A 24,158-nucleotide genomic window follows, 5' to 3' on the forward strand; every position below is an offset into this window, starting at 1 on the left:
ACCGCGCCCCACCGGGGGCGCGGCGGGCGCGCCCTCACCCCCACCTCCTGGGTGGGGGCGGTTCCCCCCCCCCCCCTCGCCTCGTGGGCCTGTGTCACCCCCTCCCCCCCCGCCCCCCCTTCGGCCCCTCGGCGCGAAATGTCCCTTACCTTGGAATGCGGCACGCGCGTCGAGCATCGCCGCGGTATCACCGGTCATCTTTGTCGACGCGCCGGTCAACAGACTGACGTAACCCTGCCGGGCTATGTCGAAGCTGTGCCCGGCTCCACAGCGCAGCACCCGATCCTGCGGCTCGAATCCGAGACCGCATTCGGGACAGGCCAAAAGACCGGCCACATCAGCAAGCGCCGAGCGATTAGCTGGTGACACTCTTCAATTCGTCACCAAGCGCTGCTGCCTCATCCGGCGTGAGCTCAACGACCAAACGCCCGCCACCCTCGAGTGGAACCCGCATGACGATTCCACGCCCTTCCTTGGTTGCCTCGAGGGGACCGTCCCCGGTGCGGGGCTTCATGGCCGCCATCCTCTGCTCCCTCCAGATCTGCGCGATATGCTGCGCACTTTCTTGGAACTCCAGTTGTCACCAACCAGTGAGCTCGCCGGCATTTGGCGAGCTACACCCGTCCTATTCTTCCCTATCGCCGTTGTGGACGGATACCTGAGTTCGAAATGTGACCGCTCGGCCTGTGTTGGACAGGTCACCATCGACCCAGCAATCGGCCAGGTGATCGTCGACCATTCCGGTCGCCTGCATCAGTGCGTAGGCGGTTGTCGGGCCGACGAAACGGAACCCGCGCCGCTTCAATTCTTTTGCCAGAGCTACGGATTCGGTGGTGATCGCGGGCACATCGGCGATCTGCCTCGGGCGCGGCCGCGGCGGCGGTGCGAACGACCAGATCAGCTCGTCGAGACCGATATCGAGGTCGAGGGCCACGCGCGCGTTAGCGATGGCGGCGACGATCTTGGACCGGTTGCGCACGATGCCGGGGTCGGCGAGCAATCGCGCCACATCGTCGTCGCCGAACTTCGCCACCTCGGCGATCTCGAACCCGGCGAACGCGGTGCGGAAGGCGGGGCGCTTACGCAGGATGGTGATCCACGACAGCCCCGATTGGAACGCCTCGAGGCAGACGCGTTCGAACATGGCGTCCGCACCGTGCAGCGGCCTGCCCCATTCGTGATCGTGGTAGTCACGATAGAGCTGGGAGGCCTCCGACCACGGGCAGCGGATCCGGCCGTCGCCCGCGGTGTCGCCGTCGGCGCTCACTTCGGTTCCCGCGTGAGCGGAGTCTGGCGCTGGGCGCCGCGCGCCTCGGCAAGTTGCAGCTGCAGTTCGTCGATCCTCGCGGCGAGCCGCGTCAGCGCCCAGTCGACCTCGCCCGCTTTGTAACCGCGCACCACTTGCTGAAAGCGCAGCGCACGCACATCCGCGCCGGAGATGCCCTCGACGGGCAGCACGGTCGCTGTCGTGCCCTCCGGTATCGGTCCGAGCTCCTCCGACCGGCCGAACACGGCACTGGCGACGAGAAACAACACCGCGGCGACCAAGCCGACGATCAGCACATACAACAGCAGCGTGAGCATGGCACCGAGCTTATTGGCACCTCCCGACACCGAGCACACCTCATCCCGCGGAAATCAGCCCTCGCGCTCGAGGACCGCGCCGGAAGCGAACACCGCGGCTTCGCGAGCGAGGGTAGTGAGATGGTGGCCGGAGGTGGGGTTGGGAACCACCATTGGACTACGCTCGGCGCCGGTTATCGGTGGCAGAAGGAGACCAGGGGCCTGGGCCGATCGGTGGTCGGGGGCGTGGGAGGACCTACAGGTGCCGGGTGGTATCGATACCGAGCGACATGCCGGCGAGGCCTCGTCGGCGGACGGCGAGTTTGTCGGCGATCTCCAGCAGGGCCTTGGCGGCGGGGCTGTCCTGCTGGCTCAGCACGATGGGTGTGCCTTCGTCGCCGGCCTCGCGCACCGCCTGTTCGATCGGAATCTGACCGAGCAGTGGGACATCGGCCCCGACGGCGCGGGTGAGCCGTTCGGAGACGACCTGGCCGCCGCCGGAGCCGTAGAGCTCCATTCGGCTGCCGTCGGGCAGGTCGAGCCAGGACATGTTCTCGATGACGCCCGCGATCCGCTGCCGGGTCTGCAGTGCGATGGCGCCCGCGCGCTCGGCGACCTCCGCGGCGGCGATCTGCGGGGTGGTGACGACCAGGATCTCGGCGCCGGGAATGAGTTGAGCGATGGAGATGGCGATATCGCCGGTGCCTGGCGGCAGGTCGAGCAGCAGCACGTCCAGGTCGCCCCAGAACACATCGGCGAGGAACTGCTGCAACGCGCGGTGCAGCATCGGGCCGCGCCACACCACAGGCGTGTTGCCCTGGGTGAATTGTGCGATCGAGATCATCTTCACACCGTGCGCCTGTGGCGGCATGATCATGCGCTCGACCTGGGTCGGGCGGGCGTCGGTGCCGAGCATGCGCGGGATGGAGTGGCCGTAGATGTCCGCGTCCAGCACGCCGACCGAGAGGCCGCGCGCCGCCATGGCGGCAGCGAGATTGACCGTGACGCTGGACTTTCCGACGCCGCCCTTGCCGGAGGCGACCGCGTACACACGGGTGAGCGAGCCGGGCTGGGCGAACGGGATCACCGGATCGGCCGAGTCGCCGCGCAGCTGCTTGCGCAGGCTGGTGCGCTGCTCGTCGCTCATCACATCGAGCTCGACCGTGATGGCGCCGACGCCGGCGACATCGGCCACCGCCTTGGTGACCCGCTGCGTGATCTCGGTGCGCAGCGGGCAACCCGCGGTCGTCAAGAAGATCTCGATGTGGACATTGCTGTCCGCGCCGATCGCAATGCTCTTCACCATGCCGAGTTCGGTGATCGGCTTGCGGATCTCCGGGTCGTCGACCTTTGCGAGGGCTCCCCGCACATCCGCTTCCGTTACCACTGACATGGCAGTAATTTTACGTTGCGTCAGATCCTCGGCAGCTGTCCGGGCTGTGGTGCGACGCCGCTGCTGTAGGAAGTCGCCCAGGCCATGACATTGGCGACGTAGGCCATCGAGTTGTTATAGCGCAGGATCGCCCGGGACTGCTGGGCGAGATCGTGCATGTTCAATCCGCCGTCGCAGAGGTATTTTCCCGCGGTCAGCGCCGCGTCGAAGAGGTTCTGCGGGTCGGCGACGCCGTCACCGTTGCCGTCGGCGCCGTAATGCTTCCACGTCTCGGGCAGAAATTGCATCGGCCCGATGGCGCGGTCGTAACCGGCCAGACCGTCCAGGGCGCCGCCGTCGGAATCGTGGATGACGTTGTTGCCCGACAGACTGCCGTCGAGCACCGGTCCGTAGACGGGTGTCAGCGGATTGCCGTCCGCATCGGCCTTGCCGCCGAAGGCATGGGTGGATTCGACGCGGCCGATTCCGGCGAGCAGATACCAGGGCATCCCGCAGACGGGGTTCTCGGCGGTGAGGGTGCGTTCGGCGGATTGATAGGCGGCGATCGCGACACCGGGGATACCCAGCGGGCCAGGCGGCATGGCGGCGGGCTGTCTACCATCCGGCAGCGCAACGGTTTTCACGATAGGAGGCGTGGCATGCGCCTGCTTGGCCAAGGCGTGAGCGACGAAGTCGGCCGTCGCTGGTGGTTCGGCGACGGCCGCGGATCTGGGAACGTGGTCGTCTTGTTCGTTCCCCGGCAGGTGTTGCAGGACCGATGCTGCGGCCTGCTCGGCGGTGCTCACTTCGGTCGTGGCACTCACTGCCACGAGCCCAGCGGGAACCAATCCGGTCAATGCGATAACGGAGCTGCGTCTTACGTTGACAGCCGGTGGTTTTCGGTGACGCCCCACTGTGCGGTGACCCTCCCATTGACTCGATGACGAGCCCTTCGTGATGGACGAAGTTGAGGGTACCGCATTCGAGATCTTTTTGTTACTACTTCGTGACCTGCTCTGGTGTTTGGTTTCAGCCCTGTGGCGGCAGCGGGATCACGACGCCGAACGGCAACGTGATGCCCGGCTGCGGAGTCGGCGTCGGGGCGGCGGCCGGGGCGGGTTCGGCGGGGCCCGGCTCCGGTGTCGTGGCGGCCTCCGGCTCCTCGGCCGACTGGATCGGCTGTGTTTCGCCAGGCGGTTGCGCGGGCGCTGGATTTTCCGGAGCGGCGCTCGGCATCGCGCACCAGGCGGGCAGCTGCGGCTGCCGTGGGTGCTCGGGGTCGACCGGTTTGCTCGCGGCGTCCGGTTCGCCTGTCGCGTTCGGTTCGCCTGCCGCGCCGTAGGTCTGCCTCGGCGCGACCGGCGCGGGCGTCGGCAGGCCAGGGATCAGCACCAGCATCGGCGCCCCGACCACCGGCGGGTCACACGGATTCGCAGGGTTGGGCGGCGTCGGGCAGAAGATGCCGCACGGGATCGGTGGCAGGCCGGGGATGTTGATCATCACCTGCGCAGGCACCGGCGGGTAGACGGTGGTCGTCGCGGCGGGCGGCGGCTCGGCGGCCGTGCTCGGCGCGACCGAGTTGGCGGCCAGCATGTCCGGGCTCGCCTGTTTGGGCGCGGTGCCCGGCGGAATCAGATCGGGGGAGATGGTCACCTGGCGCGGTGTGCCGCCGGTGCGGTAGGCCCCCGACCAGCTCAGCACATTGGCCGCGTAGGCCATCGAGTTGTTGTAGCGCAGCACCGAGCGCAGTTCCTGTGCGGGGTCGCGCAGGTTCACGCCGCCGGAGCAGAGGTACTTGCCCGCGGCGAGCGAGGCGTCGAAAACGTTGTGCGGGTCGGCGACCCCGTCACCGTTACCGTCGGCGGCGTACGCGCTCCAGGTGCTCGGCAGGAACTGCATCGGGCCGATGGCGCGCACCGCGGTGCCGTCGGTGGCCCGGATCACCTCGTTGCCGGGCAGGGTGCCGTCGAGCGCGGGCCCGAAGATGGGAGTGACGGTGGTGCCCGCGGCGTCGGTGCGCCCACCGCCCGCATGCCCGGATTCGATCCGGCCGATGCCTGCGAGCAGGTTCCAGGACACTCCACAGCCCGGCATCGAGGATTCCAGGGCCAGTTCGGCATTGCGATAGGCCGCGAGCACCATCTCCGGAATTCCGAGTGCGCCGCCGGTCACGGGCAGCACAATGTCGTGCAGTGGCACCGAGCCCGCGAACATCGGCAGCCCGTTCGCGGGCGGAGTCAATGCCCGAAGTTTGCGGGGCGCGTCCGGGGTGACCGGAAGGAGGCCAACTGACCGGGACAATGGCGCGTCCGCGGCGCGGCTCGACGAACCGCTGCCCGCCGCGAGCAAAGCCTCCGGCGCCGTGGGTGGTGTGGTCGATTGGGTTGTGTGTGTTGCCGATCCAGCAGAGACAAGACCTACGACGACGAGGGCCGACACGGTTATCGGAGCAGATATTCGCATTCGGCCACACCAATCCTCTACATCGTGAGAGCATGCTTGTCCGGTGGGGCGCGGCCGGGCGAAGGCCCGAATCGCGCATCCCGTGCCCGTCCGCTCGGGACAATCCGCTCCAGGTTACCCACCAGTCAGGTCAGTTGTTGAGCATTTCCGGTCAATCATGAGCTAGTGGCGGCCATTCCGGGCCCTGCGTCGGCTTTCGGCCGGAGCTCTTCTTGCGATTCGCCTTTGTGGATTTTTCAGCCTGCGTGACTCCGTCCGAAGACCCCGCGGCGGATTCGATGCGATCGAGCACTTCACGCATTTCATCCAACTCCCGGCGCAGATAATCGCGGGTGGCCACTTCGCCGATCGCGATGCGCAATGCCGCGAGTTCGCGGGCGAGGAATTCGGTGTCCGCTTTGGTCTGTGCGGCGCGAGTTCGGTCCTCCTCCAACGACACTCGGTCGCGGTTGTCCTGCCGGTTCTGGGCAAGCAGGATCAGCGGGGCCGCGTAGGCGGCCTGGGTGGAGAACGCCAGATTGAGCAGGATGAACGGATACGGATCCCAGCGCAGCGCGACCACGAACACGTTCAACGCGATCCAGAAGATCACAAGGATGGTCTGCATCGCCAGATATCGCCCGGTGCCAAGGAATCGGGCGACCCGCTCGCTGCTGCGCGCCAATGCCTCGGCGTCCCAATCGATGCGGAATCGGGAGTCGAGCGGCGTTTCGAGGCGTTGGCGCGCCGAACTCGGCCCGGCCCTGCCGCTCGTGGATTTGTCACTCATGTCCGGGTACTCCCACGTGCGATTCTTCTTGGTCTCGCCAATCTTCCGGCAGCAGGTGGTCGAGGACATCGTCGACGCTCACCGCGCCGAGCAAATGGTTCTGCGCGTCCACTACCGGCCCGCAGACCAGGTTGTAGGTGGCGAAGTAGCGGGTCACCGCGCCGAGCGGGACATCGGGCCGCAGTGGGGCCAGGTCGGTGTCCAGGATGCCGCCGACCAGATGCGCGGGCGGTTCGCGCAGCAGCTGCTGGATGTGCACACAACCCAGGTAGCGGCCGGTCGGGGTGGCGGTCGGCGGGCGGACCACGAACACCATCGAGGCGAGCGCGGGCGTCAGGTCCGGATTGCGGACCCGGGCAAGCGCTTCGGCGACCGTGGTCGCCGGAGTCAGGACGATCGGCTTCGGCGTCATCAGACCGCCCGCGGTGTCGGGGGAATGCTCCAGCAGCCTGCGCACTGGCTCGGACTCCTCCGGATCCATCAGCGCGAGCAGTGATTCGCGCTCCCCGGTGGACAACTCGCCAAGCAGGTCGGCGGCGTCGTCGGGATCCATGGCCTCCAGCACGTCGGCGGCTCTGCGCACCTCCAGGTGTCCGAGCAGTTCGACCTGGTCGTCGTCGGGCATTTCCTGCACGACATCGGCGAGCCGCTCGTCGTCGAGTGCCTCGGCGACCTCGATGCGCCGCTTCTCCGGCAGTTCCCGAAGCAGGTGCGCGACGTCGGCGGGTCGCATGCCCTCGAACTGGGTGAGCAATTGGGTGACGTCCTGGCCCGGCCTGCCGACCTCGTAGGGGGTCAGGCCGCTGACCTGCGTCCAATCCACCACGTGCACGGTGCGGCGGCGACCGATGCGCCGGTGCCCACGCACCGCGACCCTGGTCACCACCCAGTCCCGTGTCCTGGTCTGCTCGATCCCGAGATCGGCGACGAAGACGTCGACCTCGGCGAGGTCGGGCAGACCAGGATCGTGCACGCGCACCGCGGAATCCACGATCTGGGCGATCGCGAGCAGTTCGCCGGGTCGCTGCGCGAATCGGCGCAGGCTGACCGTGCCCGTATTGAGCGTCACCACACCCGGCTCGATCGCGGTCACCCGCAGCATCGGCACGAAAATCCGCCGCCGGGTCGGCAATTCGACGACGAGGCCATGGATGCGCGGCTGTTGGCCGTCGTACCGGATGGCCACGACGACGTCGCGGATGCGGCCGATAGACTCGCCGTCCGGGCCGAGCACCACCAGGCCGGCCAGCCTGGCGATGTACACCCTGGTTGCTGCCATGGTTGCCAGGCTAGATGTTCGCGGGCGGGTGCACCCGCCACGCCACGATCGACGGGAGTGATCATGAAGCCGCGCCGTTCGGTGCTCGCCTGCCCGGGCAGCAGCCCGAAAATGATCGAGAAGGCCAAGGGGCTGCCCGTGGACGAGGTGTTTCTCGATCTCGAGGACGCGGTCGCGCCGGTGGCCAAGGCCGCCGCCCGCGCGAACATCGTGGCGGCGCTGAACGAACCGGGCTGGGGCACGCAGCTGCGGGTGGTGCGGGTCAACGACTGGACCACCGAATGGACCTACGCCGACGTCATCACCGTCGTCGAGGGCGCGGGCGCGGCGCTGGATGCGATCCTGCTGCCGAAGGTCACCGACGCCGGTCAGGTCAGGGCCCTCGATCTGCTGCTCACCCAGCTGGAGAAGGCCTGCGGACTCGACGTCGGCCGCATCGGCATCGAACCGCAGCTCGAAAACGCGCTGGGGCTACGCAATATCGACGAGATCGCCACCGCGAGCCCGCGGGTACAGGCGCTGGTCTTCGGCCCCGCCGATTTCATGGCGAGCATCAACATGCGCACCCTCGTGGTCGGCGAACAGCCGGAGGGTTACGACACCGGTGACGCCTACCACCACATCCTGATGACCATCCTGCTCGCGGCCCGCGCGCACGGCCTGCAGGCGATCGATGGCCCGTACCTGCAGATCCGCGACGTCGATGGCTTCCGGAGGGCGGCGGCACGCACCGCGGCGCTCGGCTTCGACGGCAAGTGGGTGCTGCATCCCGGCCAAATCGACGCCGCCAACGAGATTTTCAGCCCGCGTCAGACCGATTACGACCGCGCCGAGCAGATTTTGGATGCCTACGCCTTCCATACCTCCGCGGCGGGTGGCGCACGCGGGGCGGTCATGCTCGGTGACGAGATGATCGATGAGGCGAGCGCGAAAATGGCGCAGGTGATCGCCGACAAGGGCCGGGCCGCCGGAATGCAGCGTTCGTCTCAATGACGGGCAGCGGGGCGTTTCACACCACCGAACGATCAGTCGGAATAGCACAATAGAGGCATGACGAATCCCATGGGGAACGCGAATCGCGCCAGGCAGGGTCTGCCGACGCCGCCGACCGGCTGGCCGGTGGGCTCGTACCCGACCTATGCCGAGGCGCAGAAGGCGGTCGATTTTCTGGCCGACGGGCAGTTCCCGGTACAGGACGTGACCATCGTCGGCGTCGATCTCATGCAGGTCGAGCGAGTTCTCTATCGATTGACCTGGGGCAAGGTCATCGGTGGCGGCGTCGTGTCCGGCGCGTGGCTCGGCCTGTTCCTCGGTCTGCTACTGAGCCTGTTCACCACAAGCGGCGCGCTCGGCCCGCTGATCGTCGGTCTGGTCGGCGGCATCATCTTCGGTGTCATCTCGACCTCGATCCCGTACGCGGCGACCAGAGGCCAGCGCGATTTCGCCTCCACCATGCAGTTGGTGGCCGGCCGCTACGACGTGCTGTGCGACCCCAAGTCGGCCGAGCAGGCGCGCGACATGCTGGCGCGGCTGGCGATCTGATCGCATGGAGGTAGTGGATAGGGTCCGCACCGAGGTGCTGGACCATTTCGGTGTGGACACCGCGGGTGTGGATTCGGCGTCGGTGACGTTCCTCGGCTTGGAGCCCATCGAAATACTGCGGATTCCCGGTGATGATCTGGTGCATTACGTGACGTTGGGCGGATCGCGCCATCCGATGGGTGATCCGTCCGACCTGCTCGCGGATCCGGTGCGCGGGCCGCGGGCCGAGCTGGTGCTCGCCTTGCGGGCCGGGTCGGGGACGAGTGCGGGCCTGGCCAAGACGCTCGGTGTGCTCGCCGCGACGCCCGTCGTGGAAGGTGTTGTGCTGCAGGCGGATGCGCTGCTCGACCTGGGTGAGCCGATGTGGCGGGATGCGCCGTTCACCGCGGTTCTGTTGGGCGAGAGCGACATTCCCGCGGTGGTGTTGCCCGAGCCCGCCGAGCCGGTCAGGTATCTGACGGTCGTTCCGGTGACCGCGACCGAGGCGGCGTGGGTGCGGGTGCGTGGTGCGCAGGCGTTGCGCGACGCGTGGGCCGAAGCCGGAATCGATGTGCACGATCCCGCGAGAGGCGCTGCCTCGCTGTAGCTCTGGTCAGAGCCAGTTGTTGCGGTGGAAGGTGACGTACAGACCGGCGCAGATGCCGAGGGTTATCACGAGCACCACCCAGAAGCCCCAGGTCGCCTCCAGCGCGGGCATATGGGTGAAGTTCATGCCATAGATGCCTGCGACCATCGTCGGCACCGCCGCGATGGCGACCCAGGCCGAAATCTTGCGCATATCCGTGTTCTGCTGCACGCCGATCTTGGCGAGGGCGGCGCTGACCAGTTCGCTCAAGGACTCGTCGAAGTCGGTGATGCGTTCGGAGACGGTGGTGTGGTGGTCGGCCACGTCGCGCAGATAGCGCCGAATCTCTTTGGGCAGTGGCAGGTCCGGCTTGTGGCCGAGTAACTGGAGCGGGATCTGCAGCGGATTGACCGCGCGCCGCAGTTCGACGACCTCGCGCTTGAGCTGGTAGATCGATTCGATGGTGATGGCATTGCGCGGAGTGAAGACTGCCTCCTCCATCTCCTCGATATCGTTCTCGACCGACAGGGCCACCTCGATGTAGGAATCCACCACATGGTCGGCGACCGCGTGCAGCACCGAACTCGGACCGAACATGAGCTGCTCGGGGTGGCTCTCCAGCTCCTTTCGGACACCGGCGAGTCCGGTGTGCTCGCCGTGCCGCACGGTCACCGCGAAATTGGGTCCGATGAAGACCATGATGTCGCCGGTCTCGACGATTTCACTGACGCTGTGCATTTCGTGCTCGACGTAGCTGACGGTGCGCAGGACGAGGAACAGGGTGTCGTCGTAGCGTTCCAATTTCGGTCGCTGATGCGCTTTGACCGCGTCTTCGACAGCCAACGGGTGCAGATCGAAGGTCTTGGCGATATCGGCCATCTGATACTCGTCCGGTTCGTGCAGCCCGACCCACACGAACCCCTTGCCGCGATTGCGGACCTCGGCCATCGCATCGGCGTGGCTGAACCGGCCGGGCAGCCGCCTGCCGTCGAGGTAGATCGCGCAGTCGACCACCGCGCGTGCGGTGGGAACGGGGATACGGGGCAGCGGTGTATGCGCCCGACCCTGGCCGCGGAAGGAGGGCAGCGGCGGAATGGATGGCACCGGTCGATGCTACGTCGCGTGCGGAGCCGCGACGAGCGCACTGTAAGACTGGAAGGCGTGCGCATCGACCTGCATACCCATTCGACCGCGTCCGACGGTACCGACAGCCCTGCCGAACTTGTTCGCAACGCCGCTGCCGCAGGCCTGGACGTCGTCGCGATCACCGACCACGACACCACCGCGGGGTGGTCCGAAGCGGTCGACGCGCTGCCGAAGGGCATGACGCTGGTGCGGGGCATGGAGATGTCGTGCATCGGTCTGGGCGAGGACGGCTGGCCCGTTCCTGTGCATCTGCTCGCGTACCTCTTCGACCCGGCCGATCGGTGTTTCGCCGACGAGCGGGAGCGGTTGCGTGCCGAACGCGTCGAGCGGCTGCGCGCGATGGCCGAGCGCATGCGGGCCGACGGCCTGCCCATCGATCCTGACGCGGTGCTGGCCTCTGCCGGTCCGTCGGCCGGACGGCCGCATCTGGCGCGGGCGCTGGTCGAGGCGGGTGTGGTGCCGAGCGTCGACGCGGCCTTCACCGAATTGCTGGCGCCGCACGGGCCGTATTACGCGGAAAAGGCCGACACGCCGTTGCGTCGCGCTGTCGAAATGATCGCCACCGCCGGTGGCGTGAGCGTGCTCGCGCATACGAGGGCGCGCAAGCGCGGACGGCTGTTGGCGCTGGACGATATCCGGGAACTCGCCACGCTCGGTCTCGGCGGGCTCGAGATCGACCATCCCGACCATTCCGCGGCCGACCGCGCGCTGCTCGGGGGGCTGGCGGCCGAACTCGGTCTGCTCACCACCGGCTCGTCGGACTACCACGGTGCGAACAAGACCATCCGGCTCGGTGAATTCACTACCGACCCAGCACAATTCGAGAAACTTGCGGGCAAAGCCACGGGAGTGCCGGTGATCGCCTCGTGAGACTGGTGCGCGGGCTGAGCGGTGTGGTGGCCGCCGGGACGTTTATCCTCACGCTCGTTGTCGTCGGCACTGCGATCATTGCTGCCAGACGGGAGTTTCCCGGTCCGGGCGGTGTATCGGTGACCTGGCATCTGGCCGCGTCCGTGACTGCCGTTGCGGCACAGATTTTTTCGGATAGGCATCGGGGTTTTACGGCTTTTTCCGGATCAATGGTTGTTTTTCTGGCTGCCGGATTATTGCTGTGGACACAATGGTGGAGCTGAATATCCGGGAATGGTTGCGGCCGGGTGAATTGTGGTCGAACATTTCTCTTTGTGGGTGAAATCGAGACGGACGTACTGGTTCTGGGTGGTGGCCCCGCCGGCGCCTGGGCCGCCGTCTCGGCCGCCGCCACGGGCGCCCGCGTCGTGCTCGTCGACAAGGGGCGCTGCGGCACCAGCGGTCCCACCGCCTTCGGATCGACCTCGCTGTGGAATATCCCGCCGGGACCGGCCAGGGACGAGGCGGTGCGGCACGCCTACGTGCATGGTGGTTGCCTCGGCGACCCGGACTTGATGCATCGGGTGCTCGAGGAGACCCATCTGCGCGTCGAGCAGCTGGTGCGCTGGGGGTATCGGTTTCCCGGCGAGGGGCGCCATGCCGGTGACCGTGCACTGAGACCCGGCGAGCCGCGTGGCAGCTCGCCGGCGGAAAGGCGAACCTCGCTGCGGGTGTGCCTGGACGGCGCGAGCTACCTGCGCCGGATGCGCCGCAGCTTGCTCGACACCGGGGTCCGCGTTCTCGATCACCATCCCGCGCTGCAACTGCTCGTCGATCGCGACGGAGTGGTGTCCGGAGCCACCGGCGTCCAGCAGCACAATAGGTTTCGCGGCTGGACGGTCCGTGCGGGCGCGGTGGTGGTGGCCACCGGCGGCTGCGCCTTCCTGTCCGGCGGCGCGGGCACCGACGTCGACACCGGCGACGGACTGCTGTTGGCCGCCGAGGTGGGCGCGCACCTGTCCGGCATGGAGTTCTCCAGCGCCTACGGGCTGGAGCCGGTGCTGAACTCGGCGTTCACCTCCGGCTTCGCGCTGCACTTCGCCACCCTCTACGACGAATCCGGCGCGGCCATCACCGGTCATCGCGCCGCGGCCTTCGCGGCGATCGCCGACGGCCGCCGCGTGTACGCCGCACTCGAAGACGTGCCCTACGCCGTGCGGTGCAGGCTGTCGCAGCAAGGCCTGGTGGACCACACCAAGCGGGTCCCGGTGCGCGCGGTGCTCGAGGGCACTGTGCGGGGGACCGGCGGCCTTCGCATCGCAGGCGCCGACTGCGCGACCACGGTGGCCGGACTGTACGGCGCCGGTGACGTGACAACGCGGGAGCCGATCACCGGAGCGGTGAGCGGATTCGGCGGTCAGGGCGGCGCATGGGCCATCGCCTCAGGTGTCTGGGCTGGCGCGGGTGCTGCCCGCTTCGCGCGCGCCAGAGGCAGGGTGGGCCAGGCGCGAGCGGTGGTAGGGGCCGGGCTCAACCCGGAAGCGCGGATCGACCCGCGCGCGGTCGTCGGACTGGTGCAGGAGCACACGCTGCCGCTGCGGCGCAGCTACTGGCGCAGCGCGGGCAGCCTGCGCGACAGCATCGGCGAACTCGACGGGATGTGGCCCGGCGCGGAATTCGGCCTCGGCGGCGCCGGTGCGGATCGACTGCGGGCCAGGCAGGCGGCAGCATTGCTCGCGGTGGCGCGGTGGACCAAGTACAGCGCGCTGGCGCGCACCGAGAGTCGGGGCATGCATCGGCGTACCGACCACCCGGACGTCGCCGCCGATTGGCGCGTGCGGTTGACCTCGGGCGGCCTCGACACGGTATGGGTGCGCGCGGACGCCCGTCGATCGGCGGGCGGCGAATCGACGCCGACCGTGCCTGCGACGCCGGCGCGGCGGGAGCAGGCCGTCACACCGGACGAAGCGCTGATCGTCAGGGAGGTGACCGCAGGCGTGCGCGCGGCGGTACCTGTCACGCGGGAGGCGGCTCCGGTCGTGCCACCGTCGGTGGCGGGTGACTCCGACCTCACCGCGGGTGACCCGCTGCCCTTGTGACAGCTCACCGCCGCGCCGCGACGACATGCGAGTTTCCCCTTACGCCGGGGTAATTCCGCCGACCTATCCTGGCTATATGGCGCTCAACCGGATTCCGACACACCGGTTTGGCAAGTCGTCGACCCGACTGGCAGAATGTGTCGGATTCCCCGCCTATGCCACCGCCGGGTTCGGGAATAATGGGGATCTCCGCCTCGCAACGCACCGTCGCGACCCGAAGATCTCTCCGCATGTTCTGTCCGGACGCACCCGTCCGGCTCCCGCTCTGCGGATCAGTGCCGCGCCACGTGATCGAGATATCGGCATCCCTTGCCTGTGTGCAAGCCGCCACGATACGGACCGGTCAGCGCACTCGATGAGCGGTATGAGTCACCTATTACCTAAATACCCGGCGGTAACCGTTTCCCGGTTGTGCCCGACCCGAGCAGGAGTGAAATCGTGTCACCTGTGACTGACGCACCGAATGCCACTGCCAGCCTTTCTGAGATCACTCACGAAGAGATCTTCGCGGGTCACCTCGGCGGTAAGCTCTCGGTCGAACTCGCCGCGCCGCTGGAGACTCAGCGCGACCTTTCGATCGCCTACACCCCCGGCGTGGCTCAGGTCAGCCGCGCCATCGCAAACGATGAGGCGCTGGCCAAGCGCTACACCTGGACCGACCGGCTAGTTGTCGTGGTCAGCGACGGCACCGCGGTGCTCGGTCTCGGTGATATCGGCCCGCGCGCCTCCCTTCCGGTGATGGAGGGCAAGGCGGCGCTGTTCAAGAAGTTCGCCGGGCTCGACTCGATCCCGATCGTGCTGGACACCAAGGATTCCGACGAGATCGTCGAGACGATCATCCGGCTGCGCCCGAGCTTCGGCGCGGTGAACCTGGAAGACATCTCCGCACCGCGCTGCTTCGAGATCGAGAAGCGGCTCATCGAGGCGCTCGACTGCCCGGTCATGCACGACGACCAGCACGGCACCGCCATCGTGGTGCTCGCCGCCCTCAACGGCGCGGCCAAGGTGCAGGGTCGCGGCATCGCGGGCCTCAAGGTCGTGGTGTCGGGCGCAGGCGCCGCGGGTGTCGCGTGCACGAACATCCTGCTCGCCGCGGGTGTGCAGGACGTGACCGTGCTCGACTCCAAGGGCATTGTGAGCCGGGACCGCAGCGACCTCAACGACGTGAAGGCCGAACTGGCCCAGCGCACCAACCCGCGCGGGCTGACCGGTGGCGCCGCTGAGGCGCTGGCAGGCGCCGACGTGTTCCTCGGCCTGTCAGCCGGTTTGATCGCCGAGGAGCTCATCGCCTCGATGGCGCCGGAGTCGATCGTGTTCGCCATGTCCAACCCGGACCCGGAGATCCACCCCGAGGTGGCTCGCAAGTACGCCTCGATCGTGGCCACCGGCCGCAGCGATTTCCCGAACCAGATCAATAACGTGCTCGCCTTCCCCGGTGTGTTCAAGGGTGCCCTCGACGCGGGTGCGCGCCGCATCACCGAGGGCATGAAGATCGCCGCCGCCGACGCCATCCTCAGCGTGGTCGCCGACGAACTCGGCCCGGAGAAGATCGTCCCGAGCCCGCTCGACCCGCGTGTCGCACCGGCAGTGGCCGAAGCGGTCGCCGCCGCCGCGCAGACCGGTGAGCAGGATCGGCAGCGCGTTGGGGACTTCCACGCGGAACAGGATCTGGGTTTCGGTCATCCCCATGGCGCGGGAGGCGTCGACCACATCCGCGGGCACATTGGCGATTCCGGCGTAGGCGCCTGCGAGCAGCGGCGGGATGCCGACCGTGACGAGGGCCAGCAGCGGGGGGACAAGGCCGAGGCCCATCAGCAGCACCAGGAAGGTGAGCAGGCCGAGGGTCGGCAGGGCGCGCATCGCGTTGGCGAACCCGACCAGCACGGCCGCACCGCGTTTGGTGTGGCCGATGATCAGACCGAGTGGCACCGCGACGACGGCCGACGCGGCGACCGCGAGAAAGCTGTACCACAGGTGTTCGGCGATGCGGTGCTGGATGCCGGTCGGCCCGCTCCAGTTCGCGCCGTCGGTGAGGTAGTGCCAGGCGTCGAGGAAAAGGTTCATGCGGTAGCGCCTTTCGCTTTCGAAGCCCTGGCGTCGGCGCGTGCCCACGGCGTCGACCAGCGGCCGAGCGCGTACACCAGCCGGTCGAAGATCAAGGCCAGCGCGAGGGTCACGATGATGCCCGCGATGATCTCGTCCGGATAGTCGCGCTGGTAGCCCTGGGTGAACAGCTTGCCGAGGCCGCCGACACCGATGAGGGCGCCCACCGAAACCATGGCGATATTGGAGACGACCACCACCCGGAGGCTGGACACGAAAACCGGTACGGCAAGCGGCATATCGACGGTCAAGGTCCGTCGCAACGGGCCGAATCCGACGGCATCGGCGGCATCGATCACGTTGGCGGGCACTGAATCCAGCGCCGTCGGCACCGCGATCACCAGCAGCGCAGTCGAATACACGGTGAGCGCGATGATCACATTCATCGGATCGATGGTGGAGATCCCGGCCAGTGGCGGGATGATCACGAACAATGCCAGCGACGGCACCGTGTAGGCCAGGCTCGACACCGTCACAGTGACACGCCGCAGCCAGGACACCTGGCGAACCAACGCCCCCACCGGAATCGCGATCACCAAACCCAGCGCCAGCGGCACCAGCGCCAAGTACAGGTGAGTCTTGGTGAACCCCATGATCTCCGAGAAGTTGTCGATCAAATACTTCATGAGACCGTCTCCCGCCGGAGGCGGGGCGAGACCGACGCGACGTTCGGTGCGGCACTCATTGCGCGGCTTCTTGTTCGAAGTAGTGCCGGTTGCGTTCGGCGTCTTCGGCGGCCCGCTGGCCCGCCAACTGCTCGAGGACCTCGGTAGCGAGCACCCCGCCGCGTACCGCCCCCGAATCATCCACGGCGACACCGACTCCGGCCGGTGAGGAGATGGCCGCGTCGAGCGCTTGGCGCAGGTCACCCGACGGGGTGAACAGCGAGCCGCCCGCCGACATGCTGTTGTGCGGTTCCCGTCCGGCGCGCACCGCCTCGACCCCGGTCACATCGATCCAGCCGACCGGCCGCTTGTCGGTGTCGATCACCAGCACCCAGTCGCCGCGTTCCAGCCGCAGTTTCGCCACTTCGTCGGCGGTCGCGGTCCGGATCTCGTGCAGCGGAACATTGTTCGCGGTGCGAAAGGACAGGCCGCGATAGCCGCGATCACGGCCGACGAAGTCGGCGACGAAGTCGGTGGCGGGCTGGGCGAGGACGTGTTGCGGCGGATCGTATTGCTGCAGCACGCCGCCGCGACCGAATACCGCGACCCGATCACCGAGGGTGATCGCCTCGTCGATGTCGTGGGTGACGAACACGATGGTCTTGTGCAATTCTGCCTGCAGCCTTTGCATTTCGACCTGGAGTTCGGCACGCACCACCGGGTCGACGGCGCTGAACGGCTCGTCCATCAGCAGTACCGGCGGGTCGGCGGCCAGAGCCCGCGCCACCCCCACGCGCTGCTGCTGGCCGCCGGAGAGCTGGGCCGGATACCGCCCGGCCAGCGAGCGGTCCAGTCCCACCCGGTCCAGCACGTCCAGCGCCGCCGCACGCGCGGCGCGGCGCGAATCGCCACGCAGCACCGGCACCGTCGCGACATTGTCGACAACGGTCCGGTGCGGCAGCAGCCCGCCGCTCTGGATGACGTACCCGATACCGAGCCGGAGCTCGACCGGGTCGATTGTCGAAATATCCTGTCCGGCAATGGTGATCGTGCCGCCTGTCGGGCGGATCATCCGGTTGATCATCCGCATCGACGTCGTCTTACCGCAGCCGGACGGACCGACGAACACGGTGAAAGATCCCGATTCGATGCGTAGGTCGAGGTCGGTGACGGCATGGGTGCCGTCCGGATAGGTCTTGCTGATACCGCTGAATTCGATATCGGACACGCGCGCTCCTGTATTCGGCGCGGCGGGGCCTGCCCCGCACACGGACGAGCACAGGCGCGGCCACCGCTTATCCGGTCGGCTTATTCAGTCCCTTGGCGGCGACCCACGCCGCGGCGGCGGCCTTGGGCTCGGTCTTGCTGCTACCGGAGACCGCTTCGTTGAGTTTGATCAATTCGTCGGTGGTCAACTTCGCGGAAACGGCATTGAGCGCGGCGAGCGACTTATCCGATTTCTTGGCCGCGTTGAACAGCGGGACCACGTTCTGGGCCGGGAAATTGTGCTTCGGATCCTCCAGCACCACAAGGTTGTTCTGCGCGATCGCGGGCGAGGTGGTGAAGATATTGGCCGCGGTCACCTGGCCGTCGACCAGCGCGCGCACCGTGGCGGGCCCGCCGCCGTCGGCGATCGGCACGAAGTTGTTCGCGGCGATGTCGAGGTTGTAGTTCTTCTTCAGTCCGGGCAGACCGCCTGCCCGTTCCTGGAACTCGGCGGGCGCACCGAACTTCACCTCGGCCGAATGCGCGGCCAGATCGGCGATGGTGCGCAGGTTCCAACGCTCGGCGGTCGCCTTGGTGACGACGACGGCGTCGGAATCCTGGCCGGGCGCCGGGGTGCCGATGGCCAGATCGGAGCCGAGCGCTGTGGTGAGTGCGGTGTCGATGTCGGCGGCGCTGGTCGCGGTCGCGCCCTTGTCCAGGTATTGCAGCAGGTTGCCGTTGTACTCCGGGATCACCGAGATGGCGCACTGGCGCAGCGCCGGGATGTAGGCCTCGCGGCTGCCGATATTGAGCCGGGTGTCCACCTTGAATCCGTTGGCCCGCAGCACTTCCGCATAGACATTGGCGACAGTCTCGGACTCGGGGAAGTTCGCGGAGCCGACGGTCAGCCCGTCACCCTCGCAGCTGCCCGTCGCCGCGAGCGGGTCGGAATTGCCACAGGCGGACAGGATCATGGCGGCGGCCAGCGCTGCGGCGGCGACGAGGAACCGGGTCGCGCGCAGCGTCATGCGCAGCGCCGACCGCCCGTGCCGCGCGGCATCGGGGGAGATCGTGGTTTTCACTGGGGTCCTTCCGGCAAGGGCGAGCGGTGCGACGGGCCGTGCCTCAACGGCCACCGGTACATTCTGTTAGTTCATACTGCCCGGTTCGTGGTGTTCCTGTTGGCTACGGAGAGTTGGTGTCGCCGGATGTTGCTGGCCGTGTCGAGGCGAGTGCTGGCTCGGGGTTTGGTCGTCGCGGCCGTCACGCTGGCCGTTTCCTGTGGAAACGATGACCAGGGCCCCACAATAGTGGTCGGCGCGGGCGATTCGATGGAATCAAATCTGCTTGCGCAAATCTATTCCGGAGCGCTCTCCCGTACCGGTGTGTCCACCTCCGTCGCACCGCATCTCGGCAATCGCGCCGACTATTTCGCCGCATTGGACGCGGGCGAGGTCGCGGTGGTCGGTGAACACACCGGCGAGTTGCTCGCTTTCCTCGATGCCGATTCGAAGGCGCGCAAGCCGGTGGGCGCCACCGAGGTGGTGACCGACGGGGCGAATCGGCCGGCGCCCGAACCGTCGGTGCCCGAGGCGGTGAACGGGTCGCTGCCCGAGGGGCTCGCGGTGTCGGATCCCGCGGACGGCACCGACATGCGACCGCGAATGCTGCTGACCGAGGCGGCGGCGACCCGCGATCGAGTCCGGTCGATCGGCGATCTCGCGGGCCGCTGCGGCGATCTAGCGGTCGGAGTGGCTCCGGCGCCGGAGGTGTTGCGCGCGCCTACTGATGCGCTGCGGGTTTCGGGCTGCGCCTTGGCCAGGACCACGCTGTTCCCCGATGCCGCAGCCCTGCGAAAAGCCTTGCTGGACGGCGAGGTCCAGGCCGGAATCCTGGGCGGGCCGCCCGCACTCGTTGCTGGAGCGACCGACGGACTGACTGTCCTTTCCGACGACGACTACGCATTCCGCGCGGAGAACGTGCTGGCCGTCTACCGCAAGGGCGAGCTCGGCGACCGGCAGATCCGGAAACTGAACTACGTCGCGGGCGAGCTGACCACCGAGGAGCTCGTTGCCCTGATCGGCCGGATCCGCGATGGTGCGGCCCCCGCCGATGTGGCGCGTGATTGGCTGGACACCCACGCGCTGTAACTTTCCCCCGGTGTAGCTGCCGTATCCCGATCGGTGGATTGCCGCCGCTCGATTGTTGTGGCCCGCTCAGGCCGGACACTCACATCGGACCGCCTGGTTCTGCTCGGTCCCGGTCATCGCGTTCGGTGACCGCTGTCGCCGTATTCGCTATGCCGCCGATCACATTTCCGATCGACCGAAGCGTCTTGCGATCCGACTGTTCCGCGCCGTATATTCCACGTGGAATATTGCGGCAGAGAGTATGTCGGTGGCCACGACTACCGTGCGTGGTCTCGAGAATCAGTAGGAGGTAACCGGATGGGTCAGCAGGCGCGCTCCTCGGTGACGCCCCTGGCGATCGCCGTGCTCGCACTGCTCGAAGAGCGGCCCATGCATCCCTACGAGATGTACCAAGTGCTGATCGCCCGCCGCGAAGACCGGCTGGTGAAGGTGCGGCCGGGTTCGCTCTATCACACGGTCGCGCGGCTGGCCGATCAGGAACTTGTGTCGGCCGAAGGCGTCGACCGCGAGGGAAATCGACCCGAGCGAACCACCTATCGAATAAGCGATAGCGGGCGAACGGCGTTGCGCGCCAGGATCACCGAGATTCTGCGCAATCCCACACCGGAATACCCGATGTTCCCCGTCGCGCTCGCGGAGGCGCACAACCTGCCGAAGGCGGACGTGCTCGCACTGCTGCGGGAGCGCCTGGCGCACCTGGAACATGATCTGGCCGACATCGAGATGATCGGCCGATGGGCAGGAATGAACGCGGTGCCGCGCCGCTATTGGATCGTGCTCCCGTACCTGCGCGCCACCCTCGCCGCCGAGATCGCCTGGGTCAACGACCTCACCGCCGAGCTCGACAGCGGTGAGATGGAGTGGGAGGAATTCGATCCGGCGACCGGTGCGCGGATCTCCGACCATCAGCACGCCTGGTCCGAAGGCGCTGGAACAGCCGAAGCCGTCCTGCCGCCGGTGCCGCGTCCCGCAGCGCGGACGAGCCCGTCGCCGTGAACCAGTCATTCATCGAACTTCGTCATCCGGATACCTCCGAGATAGGAACGACATCCATGTCCACCCAACGTAATCCGTGGCTGGCGCTCTTCGCGCTCGTCGTCGGCTTCTTCATGATCCTGTTGGACATGACGATCGTCGCGGTCGCCAACCCGGCCATCATGGTCGACCTCGGCGCCGATATCTCCCAGGTCATCTGGGTCACCAGCGCCTACCTGCTCACCTACGCGGTGCCGCTGCTGGTCACCGGCCGTCTCGGTGATCGATACGGTCCCAAGAACATGTACCTCATCGGACTCGCGGTCTTCACCGCCGCGTCGCTGTGGTGCGGTCTGTCCGGAACCATCACCATGCTGATCGCCGCGCGCGCCGTGCAGGGCCTCGGCGCCGCGCTGATGACGCCGCAGACCATGGCCGTGATCACCAGGACCTTCCCGCCGGACAAGCGCGGCGCGGCCATGGGCCTGTGGGGCGGCGTCGCCGGACTCGCCACTCTGGTCGGCCCGATCCTCGGTGGCGTGCTGGTCGACGGCCTCGGCTGGGCGTGGATCTTCATCGTCAACGTTCCGGTCGGCATCGTCGCCTTCGCGCTGGCGGTCTGGCTGGTGCCCGCGCTGCCGACGAACGAGCACAAGTTCGACATTCCCGGCGTGCTGCTCAGTGGAGTCGGTCTGTTCCTGCTGGTGTTCGGCATCCAGGAGGGCAATACCTACGACTGGTCGCCGCGCATCTGGCTGATGATCGGCGCCGGCGTGCTGGTGCTGGTGGCCTTCGTGGTGAACCAGGCGCGCAATACCGGTGAACCGCTGCTGCCGTTGCGCCTGTTCCGTGATCGCAACTTCGGGCTTTCCAACCTGGCCATCGCCTCGATGGGCGCCGCGGTCACCTCGATGATGGTGCCGTCGTACTTCTATCTGCAGGCGGTGCGCGAGATGTCACCGACCAGGTCCGCCTTGGTGTTCGCGCCGATGGCCATCGTCACCGGCGTCTGCGCGCCGCTGATCGGCAAGTACTCCGACAGGTTCCATCCGCGCATCGTGCCGACCATCGGCTTCATCGGTTTCGCGGCCTCGGTCTTCTGGTTCGCGGCCGTCATGACACCGCACTCGTCGATTGTGTGGTTCCTGCTGTCGGCCGCACTCGCAGGCGTCGCCAATGCTTGCATTTGGGCGCCCCTGGCCTCGACCGCGACCCACAACCTGCCGGTGCAGTTGGCGGGTGCGGGCGCGGGCGTCTACAACACCACCCGCCAGGTGGGCTCGGTGCTCGGCAGCGCCGCGATCAGCGCTCTGATCGCAGCGCGAATGACCGCCAACGGTCTGCACGGCGGCAAGGTCACCGAGGGCGCAGGCGGTCCCGTCCCCGAGGTGGTCAAGGATGCCTTCAGCACCGCCCTCGGCCAATCCATCCTGCTCCCCGCGGGCATCCTGCTGATCGGTGTCATCGCCTCGGCGCTGTTCATCCGTCACGGCGACGGCGCCACCGCGGGCCCCGAGTCCGCACCCGCCGAAGCCGACGCCGTCGCGGCCTGAGCCTGTGCACTCCGTGCCCCGTGAACATCGTGTTCGCGGGGCACGGGTCGTTCAGCGCACGAGTCCCGCCAGCCGAGCCCAGTCGAATCCTGGCGCGCACAGCCCGCTGATCAGCGCGGCTCGTCGTCGTGGTGTTCTCGACGCCACGACAGCCGCGGCTGTCGTGATCAGCTCACCTGGACGGTGACGGTGGGGTAGCCGGTGGCGCCGTCGGGGACTACGTCGCGGCGGTCGGCAGTTTGGGTTTCACCGGTGCCGTCGGTGGCGCGGGCGCGGAGGGTGTGGGTGCCGGGGGTGGCGTTCCAGTCGTAGACCCATTGGCGCCAGGTGTCGATGGACTGTTCGGTGGACAGGCGGGCGGGTTGCCAGTCGCCGTTGTCGATTTGGATCTCCACGGCTCTGACTCCGCGGTGCTGGGCCCAGGCGACGCCGGCGATCGGGGTGGGGCCCGCCTTGATGCGGGCTCGGGATCGGGGGGTGTCGATGCGAGACTCGGTTTTGATCGGGCCGTGGGCCGACCAGCCGCGGCGGGTCCAGTAGGCGGTGGCGCGGTCGAATCGGGTGACCTCGAGTTCGGTCACCCATTTGGTGGCGGAGACGTAGCCGTAGAGGCCGGGCACCACGAGCCTGGCCGGATAGCCGTGCGCGACGGGCAGTGGTTCGCCGTTCATGCCGACCGCGAGCAGGGCGTCGCGGCCGTCGGTGAGGACGGCAAGCGGGCTGCCTGCGGTGAAGCCGTCGATGCTGTGCGAGAGCACCATGTCGGCATCGGGGTGCGGGCCCGCCTCGGCGAGCAGCGCGTCGAGGCGGTAACCGCGCCAGCGGGCGTTGCCGATCAGATCGCCACCGACCGGATTAGAGACGCAGGCCAAGGTCACCAGGGTTTCGACGGGCGTCCGATTCGCGAGATCGGCCCAGGTGATGCGGATTTCTCGATCCACCATGCCGTGGATGCGCAGCGACCAATCATCGATGGACACCTGCGGAACGATCAGTGCGGTGTCGATTCGGTAGAAGTCGGCATTCGACGTCATATACGGCGTCAGCCCCGGCAAACGCAGATCCACACCCGGCGCGAGCGGCGCCTGCGGCTCGATCGGCTCCGGCAACTGCACCGCGGCCCGCTCACCCGAAACGTCGTGCCGCTGCGCGCCGAGCAGCCGCCCACCCACTCCGGCGAGCACCGCCAAACCGCCGGTCATGGCAAGCCCGCGCAATACCTGCCGCCGCTCCGTCGTCTCTGCACGCAGCGCCGCCCCCGCACTCGGCCCCGTGCGTCCTAGATCGTCCGTGCGCGCATTGACCGACCGCACCGTGGATTCGGACGGAGTGGCTTCGGCGGAGGTATCTGTGGGTTGCGGTGCGGCATGAGCATTTTGCCCGGGTGAAGCGGGATCTGCCGAACTGGTGAGGCTACCGGCGCTCGGGGGGTGGCCGGAGGTGCCGATGGCGGCGGAGGAAGATTCGGGGGCCATCGATTCGGCGACTTCGTCGATGCGCCGGGTCAGCGCTCGCAGTGCGTAAATGCCTGCGGCGACGCCGATTACGGTGGGGACAGCGCCCGCGAGGCCGGTGCGATCGGCGGCGATGGCGGCGGCGAGGAGACCGAAGAGGGCAAGCAGGATGGAGCCTGCGGCCCGGGTGGTGCGCTCGATCGCGCCCGCGCCCGCGGCGACCATGATCGCGACCACTGCGATGCAGAGGTACAGCACCATCTTGTCATTGGTCGCGAAGGTGGAGATCGCCCATTCGCGCAGGCCGTCGGGGGTGTGGTCGACGACGGTGTTGCCCAGGGCGGCCAGCGGTGCGCGTTCGGGACCCATGAAGGCGGCGAGCAGTTCGGCGACGCCGAGTGCCAGCCCGGCCGAGACGATCCCCGCCATTACACGATGTACCCGCAGGTCGGCCATAAAGCGAGC

At 67.7% G+C, this 24,158-nt stretch carries 22 protein-coding genes and 3 pseudogenes; 10 read left to right on the plus strand and 15 right to left on the minus strand.

Annotation, left to right across the window (positions count from 1 at the left end; all coding sequences use genetic code 11):
* Positions 1 to 129 precede the first annotated feature (129 nt).
* From ACFU4Z_RS20080 to ACFU4Z_RS20120, 9 genes and pseudogenes are all read right to left on the minus strand, one after another.
* Positions 130 to 336: pseudogene (locus ACFU4Z_RS20080) on the minus strand (putative RNA methyltransferase); the annotation flags it as partial.
* 19 nt (positions 337 to 355) lie between these two features.
* A complete protein-coding gene (locus tag ACFU4Z_RS20085) occupies positions 356 to 523 on the minus strand; it encodes a DUF3117 domain-containing protein (protein ID WP_011211259.1) in 168 nt (55 codons plus the stop codon).
* A 102-nt stretch (positions 524 to 625) separates the two neighbouring features.
* On the minus strand, positions 626 to 1,267 hold the full coding sequence (locus ACFU4Z_RS20090; RefSeq protein ID WP_379065059.1) for a DNA-3-methyladenine glycosylase I: 642 nt from the start codon (positions 1,265 to 1,267) through the stop codon (positions 626 to 628).
* A complete protein-coding gene (locus ACFU4Z_RS20095) occupies positions 1,264 to 1,584 on the minus strand; it encodes a DivIVA domain-containing protein (RefSeq protein ID WP_379065401.1) in 321 nt (106 codons plus the stop codon). The genes ACFU4Z_RS20090 and ACFU4Z_RS20095 overlap by 4 nt, the downstream gene beginning before the upstream one ends.
* 235 nt (positions 1,585 to 1,819) lie before the next feature.
* Entirely contained in the window at positions 1,820 to 2,956 is a 1,137-nt protein-coding gene (locus ACFU4Z_RS20100) for an Mrp/NBP35 family ATP-binding protein (RefSeq protein ID WP_379065061.1), read from the minus strand.
* Positions 2,957 to 2,976: 20 nt separating this feature from the next.
* A complete protein-coding gene (locus tag ACFU4Z_RS20105; RefSeq protein ID WP_379065063.1) occupies positions 2,977 to 3,849 on the minus strand; it encodes a lytic transglycosylase domain-containing protein in 873 nt (290 codons plus the stop codon).
* A 115-nt stretch (positions 3,850 to 3,964) separates the two neighbouring features.
* Positions 3,965 to 5,176 (minus strand): lytic murein transglycosylase, encoded by a 1,212-nt coding sequence (locus tag ACFU4Z_RS20110; protein WP_379065065.1) that lies wholly within the window; start codon positions 5,174 to 5,176, stop codon positions 3,965 to 3,967.
* Positions 5,177 to 5,549: 373 nt separating this feature from the next.
* Positions 5,550 to 6,167: a DUF1003 domain-containing protein gene (locus ACFU4Z_RS20115; RefSeq protein ID WP_379065067.1), complete on the minus strand. Its 618-nt coding sequence runs from the start codon at positions 6,165 to 6,167 to the stop codon at positions 5,550 to 5,552.
* Entirely contained in the window at positions 6,160 to 7,446 is a 1,287-nt protein-coding gene (locus ACFU4Z_RS20120; protein ID WP_379065069.1) for a magnesium transporter MgtE N-terminal domain-containing protein, read from the minus strand. Before ACFU4Z_RS20120 ends, ACFU4Z_RS20115 begins: the two co-directional genes overlap by 8 nt.
* Before the next feature lie 63 nt (positions 7,447 to 7,509).
* On the opposite strand from ACFU4Z_RS20120, the gene ACFU4Z_RS20125 reads away from it, so the two are divergent.
* From ACFU4Z_RS20125 to ACFU4Z_RS20135, 3 genes are read left to right on the plus strand one after another with little or no spacing between them, the layout of a single operon-like run.
* Positions 7,510 to 8,439 carry an HpcH/HpaI aldolase/citrate lyase family protein gene (locus ACFU4Z_RS20125; protein WP_379065071.1) on the plus strand — a complete coding sequence of 310 codons (930 nt, stop codon included), beginning with the start codon at positions 7,510 to 7,512 and terminating at the stop codon, positions 8,437 to 8,439.
* 57 nt (positions 8,440 to 8,496) lie between these two features.
* The gene (locus ACFU4Z_RS20130; protein ID WP_328405643.1) at positions 8,497 to 8,988 is read left to right on the plus strand and encodes a general stress protein; all 492 of its coding nucleotides are present in this window, start codon (positions 8,497 to 8,499) and stop codon (positions 8,986 to 8,988) included.
* Positions 8,989 to 8,992: 4 nt separating this feature from the next.
* A complete protein-coding gene (locus tag ACFU4Z_RS20135) occupies positions 8,993 to 9,574 on the plus strand; it encodes a suppressor of fused domain protein (RefSeq protein WP_379065073.1) in 582 nt (193 codons plus the stop codon).
* Between the two features lie 6 nt (positions 9,575 to 9,580).
* Here ACFU4Z_RS20135 and ACFU4Z_RS20140 read toward each other — a convergent pair whose 3' ends face one another.
* Entirely contained in the window at positions 9,581 to 10,657 is a 1,077-nt protein-coding gene (locus ACFU4Z_RS20140) for a magnesium and cobalt transport protein CorA (protein ID WP_379065075.1), read from the minus strand.
* Between the two features lie 57 nt (positions 10,658 to 10,714).
* Here ACFU4Z_RS20140 and ACFU4Z_RS20145 point away from each other — a divergent pair, with 57 nt between their 5' ends.
* The 4 genes and pseudogenes from ACFU4Z_RS20145 to ACFU4Z_RS20160 all read left to right on the plus strand — a co-directional run.
* Positions 10,715 to 11,569, plus strand: a complete 855-nt coding sequence (locus ACFU4Z_RS20145; protein WP_379065077.1) for a PHP domain-containing protein — start codon at positions 10,715 to 10,717, stop codon at positions 11,567 to 11,569.
* On the plus strand, positions 11,566 to 11,832 hold the full coding sequence (locus tag ACFU4Z_RS20150; RefSeq protein ID WP_379065079.1) for a hypothetical protein: 267 nt from the start codon (positions 11,566 to 11,568) through the stop codon (positions 11,830 to 11,832). The genes ACFU4Z_RS20145 and ACFU4Z_RS20150 overlap by 4 nt, the downstream gene beginning before the upstream one ends.
* 51 nt (positions 11,833 to 11,883) lie before the next feature.
* Complete coding sequence (locus ACFU4Z_RS20155) at positions 11,884 to 13,647, plus strand: FAD-dependent oxidoreductase (protein ID WP_379065081.1); 1,764 nt, start codon at positions 11,884 to 11,886, stop codon at positions 13,645 to 13,647.
* Between the two features lie 438 nt (positions 13,648 to 14,085).
* Positions 14,086 to 15,264 (plus strand): annotated as a pseudogene (locus ACFU4Z_RS20160) (NADP-dependent malic enzyme); the annotation flags it as partial.
* Here the strand turns inward: ACFU4Z_RS20160 and ACFU4Z_RS20165 are convergent.
* The 4 genes and pseudogenes from ACFU4Z_RS20165 to ACFU4Z_RS20180 all read right to left on the minus strand — a co-directional run.
* Positions 15,259 to 15,711 (minus strand): annotated as a pseudogene (locus ACFU4Z_RS20165) (ABC transporter permease); the annotation flags it as partial. The pseudogenes ACFU4Z_RS20160 and ACFU4Z_RS20165 sit on opposite strands and share 6 nt — an antisense overlap.
* The gene (locus ACFU4Z_RS20170) at positions 15,708 to 16,376 is read right to left on the minus strand and encodes an ABC transporter permease (protein ID WP_379065083.1); all 669 of its coding nucleotides are present in this window, start codon (positions 16,374 to 16,376) and stop codon (positions 15,708 to 15,710) included. The pseudogene ACFU4Z_RS20165 and the gene ACFU4Z_RS20170, both read right to left, overlap by 4 nt.
* 55 nt (positions 16,377 to 16,431) lie before the next feature.
* Positions 16,432 to 17,583 (minus strand): ABC transporter ATP-binding protein, encoded by a 1,152-nt coding sequence (locus tag ACFU4Z_RS20175; RefSeq protein ID WP_379065085.1) that lies wholly within the window; start codon positions 17,581 to 17,583, stop codon positions 16,432 to 16,434.
* Between the two features lie 67 nt (positions 17,584 to 17,650).
* Positions 17,651 to 18,589, minus strand: a complete 939-nt coding sequence (locus ACFU4Z_RS20180) for an ABC transporter substrate-binding protein (protein WP_379065403.1) — start codon at positions 18,587 to 18,589, stop codon at positions 17,651 to 17,653.
* Positions 18,590 to 18,781: 192 nt separating this feature from the next.
* On the opposite strand from ACFU4Z_RS20180, the gene ACFU4Z_RS20185 reads away from it, so the two are divergent.
* The 3 genes from ACFU4Z_RS20185 to ACFU4Z_RS20195 all read left to right on the plus strand — a co-directional run bounded on the left by ACFU4Z_RS20185 (position 18,782) and on the right by ACFU4Z_RS20195 (position 22,239).
* The gene (locus ACFU4Z_RS20185) at positions 18,782 to 19,711 is read left to right on the plus strand and encodes a glycine betaine ABC transporter substrate-binding protein (protein WP_379065087.1); all 930 of its coding nucleotides are present in this window, start codon (positions 18,782 to 18,784) and stop codon (positions 19,709 to 19,711) included.
* Between the two features lie 297 nt (positions 19,712 to 20,008).
* Positions 20,009 to 20,707, plus strand: coding sequence for a PadR family transcriptional regulator (locus ACFU4Z_RS20190; RefSeq protein WP_379065090.1), 699 nt, complete (start codon positions 20,009 to 20,011; stop codon positions 20,705 to 20,707).
* A 56-nt stretch (positions 20,708 to 20,763) separates the two neighbouring features.
* A complete protein-coding gene (locus ACFU4Z_RS20195; protein ID WP_379065092.1) occupies positions 20,764 to 22,239 on the plus strand; it encodes a DHA2 family efflux MFS transporter permease subunit in 1,476 nt (491 codons plus the stop codon).
* 167 nt (positions 22,240 to 22,406) lie between these two features.
* Here the strand turns inward: ACFU4Z_RS20195 and ACFU4Z_RS20200 are convergent, their stop codons facing one another.
* Positions 22,407 to 24,149 carry a molybdopterin-dependent oxidoreductase gene (locus tag ACFU4Z_RS20200; RefSeq protein ID WP_379065094.1) on the minus strand — a complete coding sequence of 581 codons (1,743 nt, stop codon included), beginning with the start codon at positions 24,147 to 24,149 and terminating at the stop codon, positions 22,407 to 22,409.
* Positions 24,150 to 24,158: the final 9 nt, after the last annotated feature.

Source organism: Nocardia sp. NPDC057440 (assembly GCF_042802915.1).
Lineage (GTDB): Bacteria > Actinomycetota > Actinomycetes > Mycobacteriales > Mycobacteriaceae > Nocardia.

Bases quoted from the DNA above. Each gene is read 5' to 3' on its own strand.
- ACFU4Z_RS20085 (WP_011211259.1), bottom strand. From the start codon at position 523: ATGGCGGCCATGAAGCCCCGCACCGGGGACGGTCCCCTCGAGGCAACC.
- ACFU4Z_RS20095 (WP_379065401.1), bottom strand. From the start codon at position 1,584: ATGCTCACGCTGCTGTTGTATGTGCTGATCGTCGGCTTGGTCGCCGCG.
- ACFU4Z_RS20100 (WP_379065061.1), bottom strand. From the start codon at position 2,956: ATGTCAGTGGTAACGGAAGCGGATGTGCGGGGAGCCCTCGCAAAGGTC.
- ACFU4Z_RS20115 (WP_379065067.1), bottom strand. From the start codon at position 6,167: ATGAGTGACAAATCCACGAGCGGCAGGGCCGGGCCGAGTTCGGCGCGC.
- ACFU4Z_RS20120 (WP_379065069.1), bottom strand. From the start codon at position 7,446: ATGGCAGCAACCAGGGTGTACATCGCCAGGCTGGCCGGCCTGGTGGTG.
- ACFU4Z_RS20125 (WP_379065071.1), top strand. From the start codon at position 7,510: ATGAAGCCGCGCCGTTCGGTGCTCGCCTGCCCGGGCAGCAGCCCGAAA.
- ACFU4Z_RS20130 (WP_328405643.1), top strand. From the start codon at position 8,497: ATGACGAATCCCATGGGGAACGCGAATCGCGCCAGGCAGGGTCTGCCG.
- ACFU4Z_RS20135 (WP_379065073.1), top strand. From the start codon at position 8,993: ATGGAGGTAGTGGATAGGGTCCGCACCGAGGTGCTGGACCATTTCGGT.
- ACFU4Z_RS20170 (WP_379065083.1), bottom strand. From the start codon at position 16,376: ATGAAGTATTTGATCGACAACTTCTCGGAGATCATGGGGTTCACCAAG.
- ACFU4Z_RS20180 (WP_379065403.1), bottom strand. From the start codon at position 18,589: ATGACGCTGCGCGCGACCCGGTTCCTCGTCGCCGCCGCAGCGCTGGCC.
- ACFU4Z_RS20190 (WP_379065090.1), top strand. From the start codon at position 20,009: ATGGGTCAGCAGGCGCGCTCCTCGGTGACGCCCCTGGCGATCGCCGTG.
- ACFU4Z_RS20195 (WP_379065092.1), top strand. From the start codon at position 20,764: ATGTCCACCCAACGTAATCCGTGGCTGGCGCTCTTCGCGCTCGTCGTC.
- ACFU4Z_RS20200 (WP_379065094.1), bottom strand. From the start codon at position 24,149: ATGGCCGACCTGCGGGTACATCGTGTAATGGCGGGGATCGTCTCGGCC.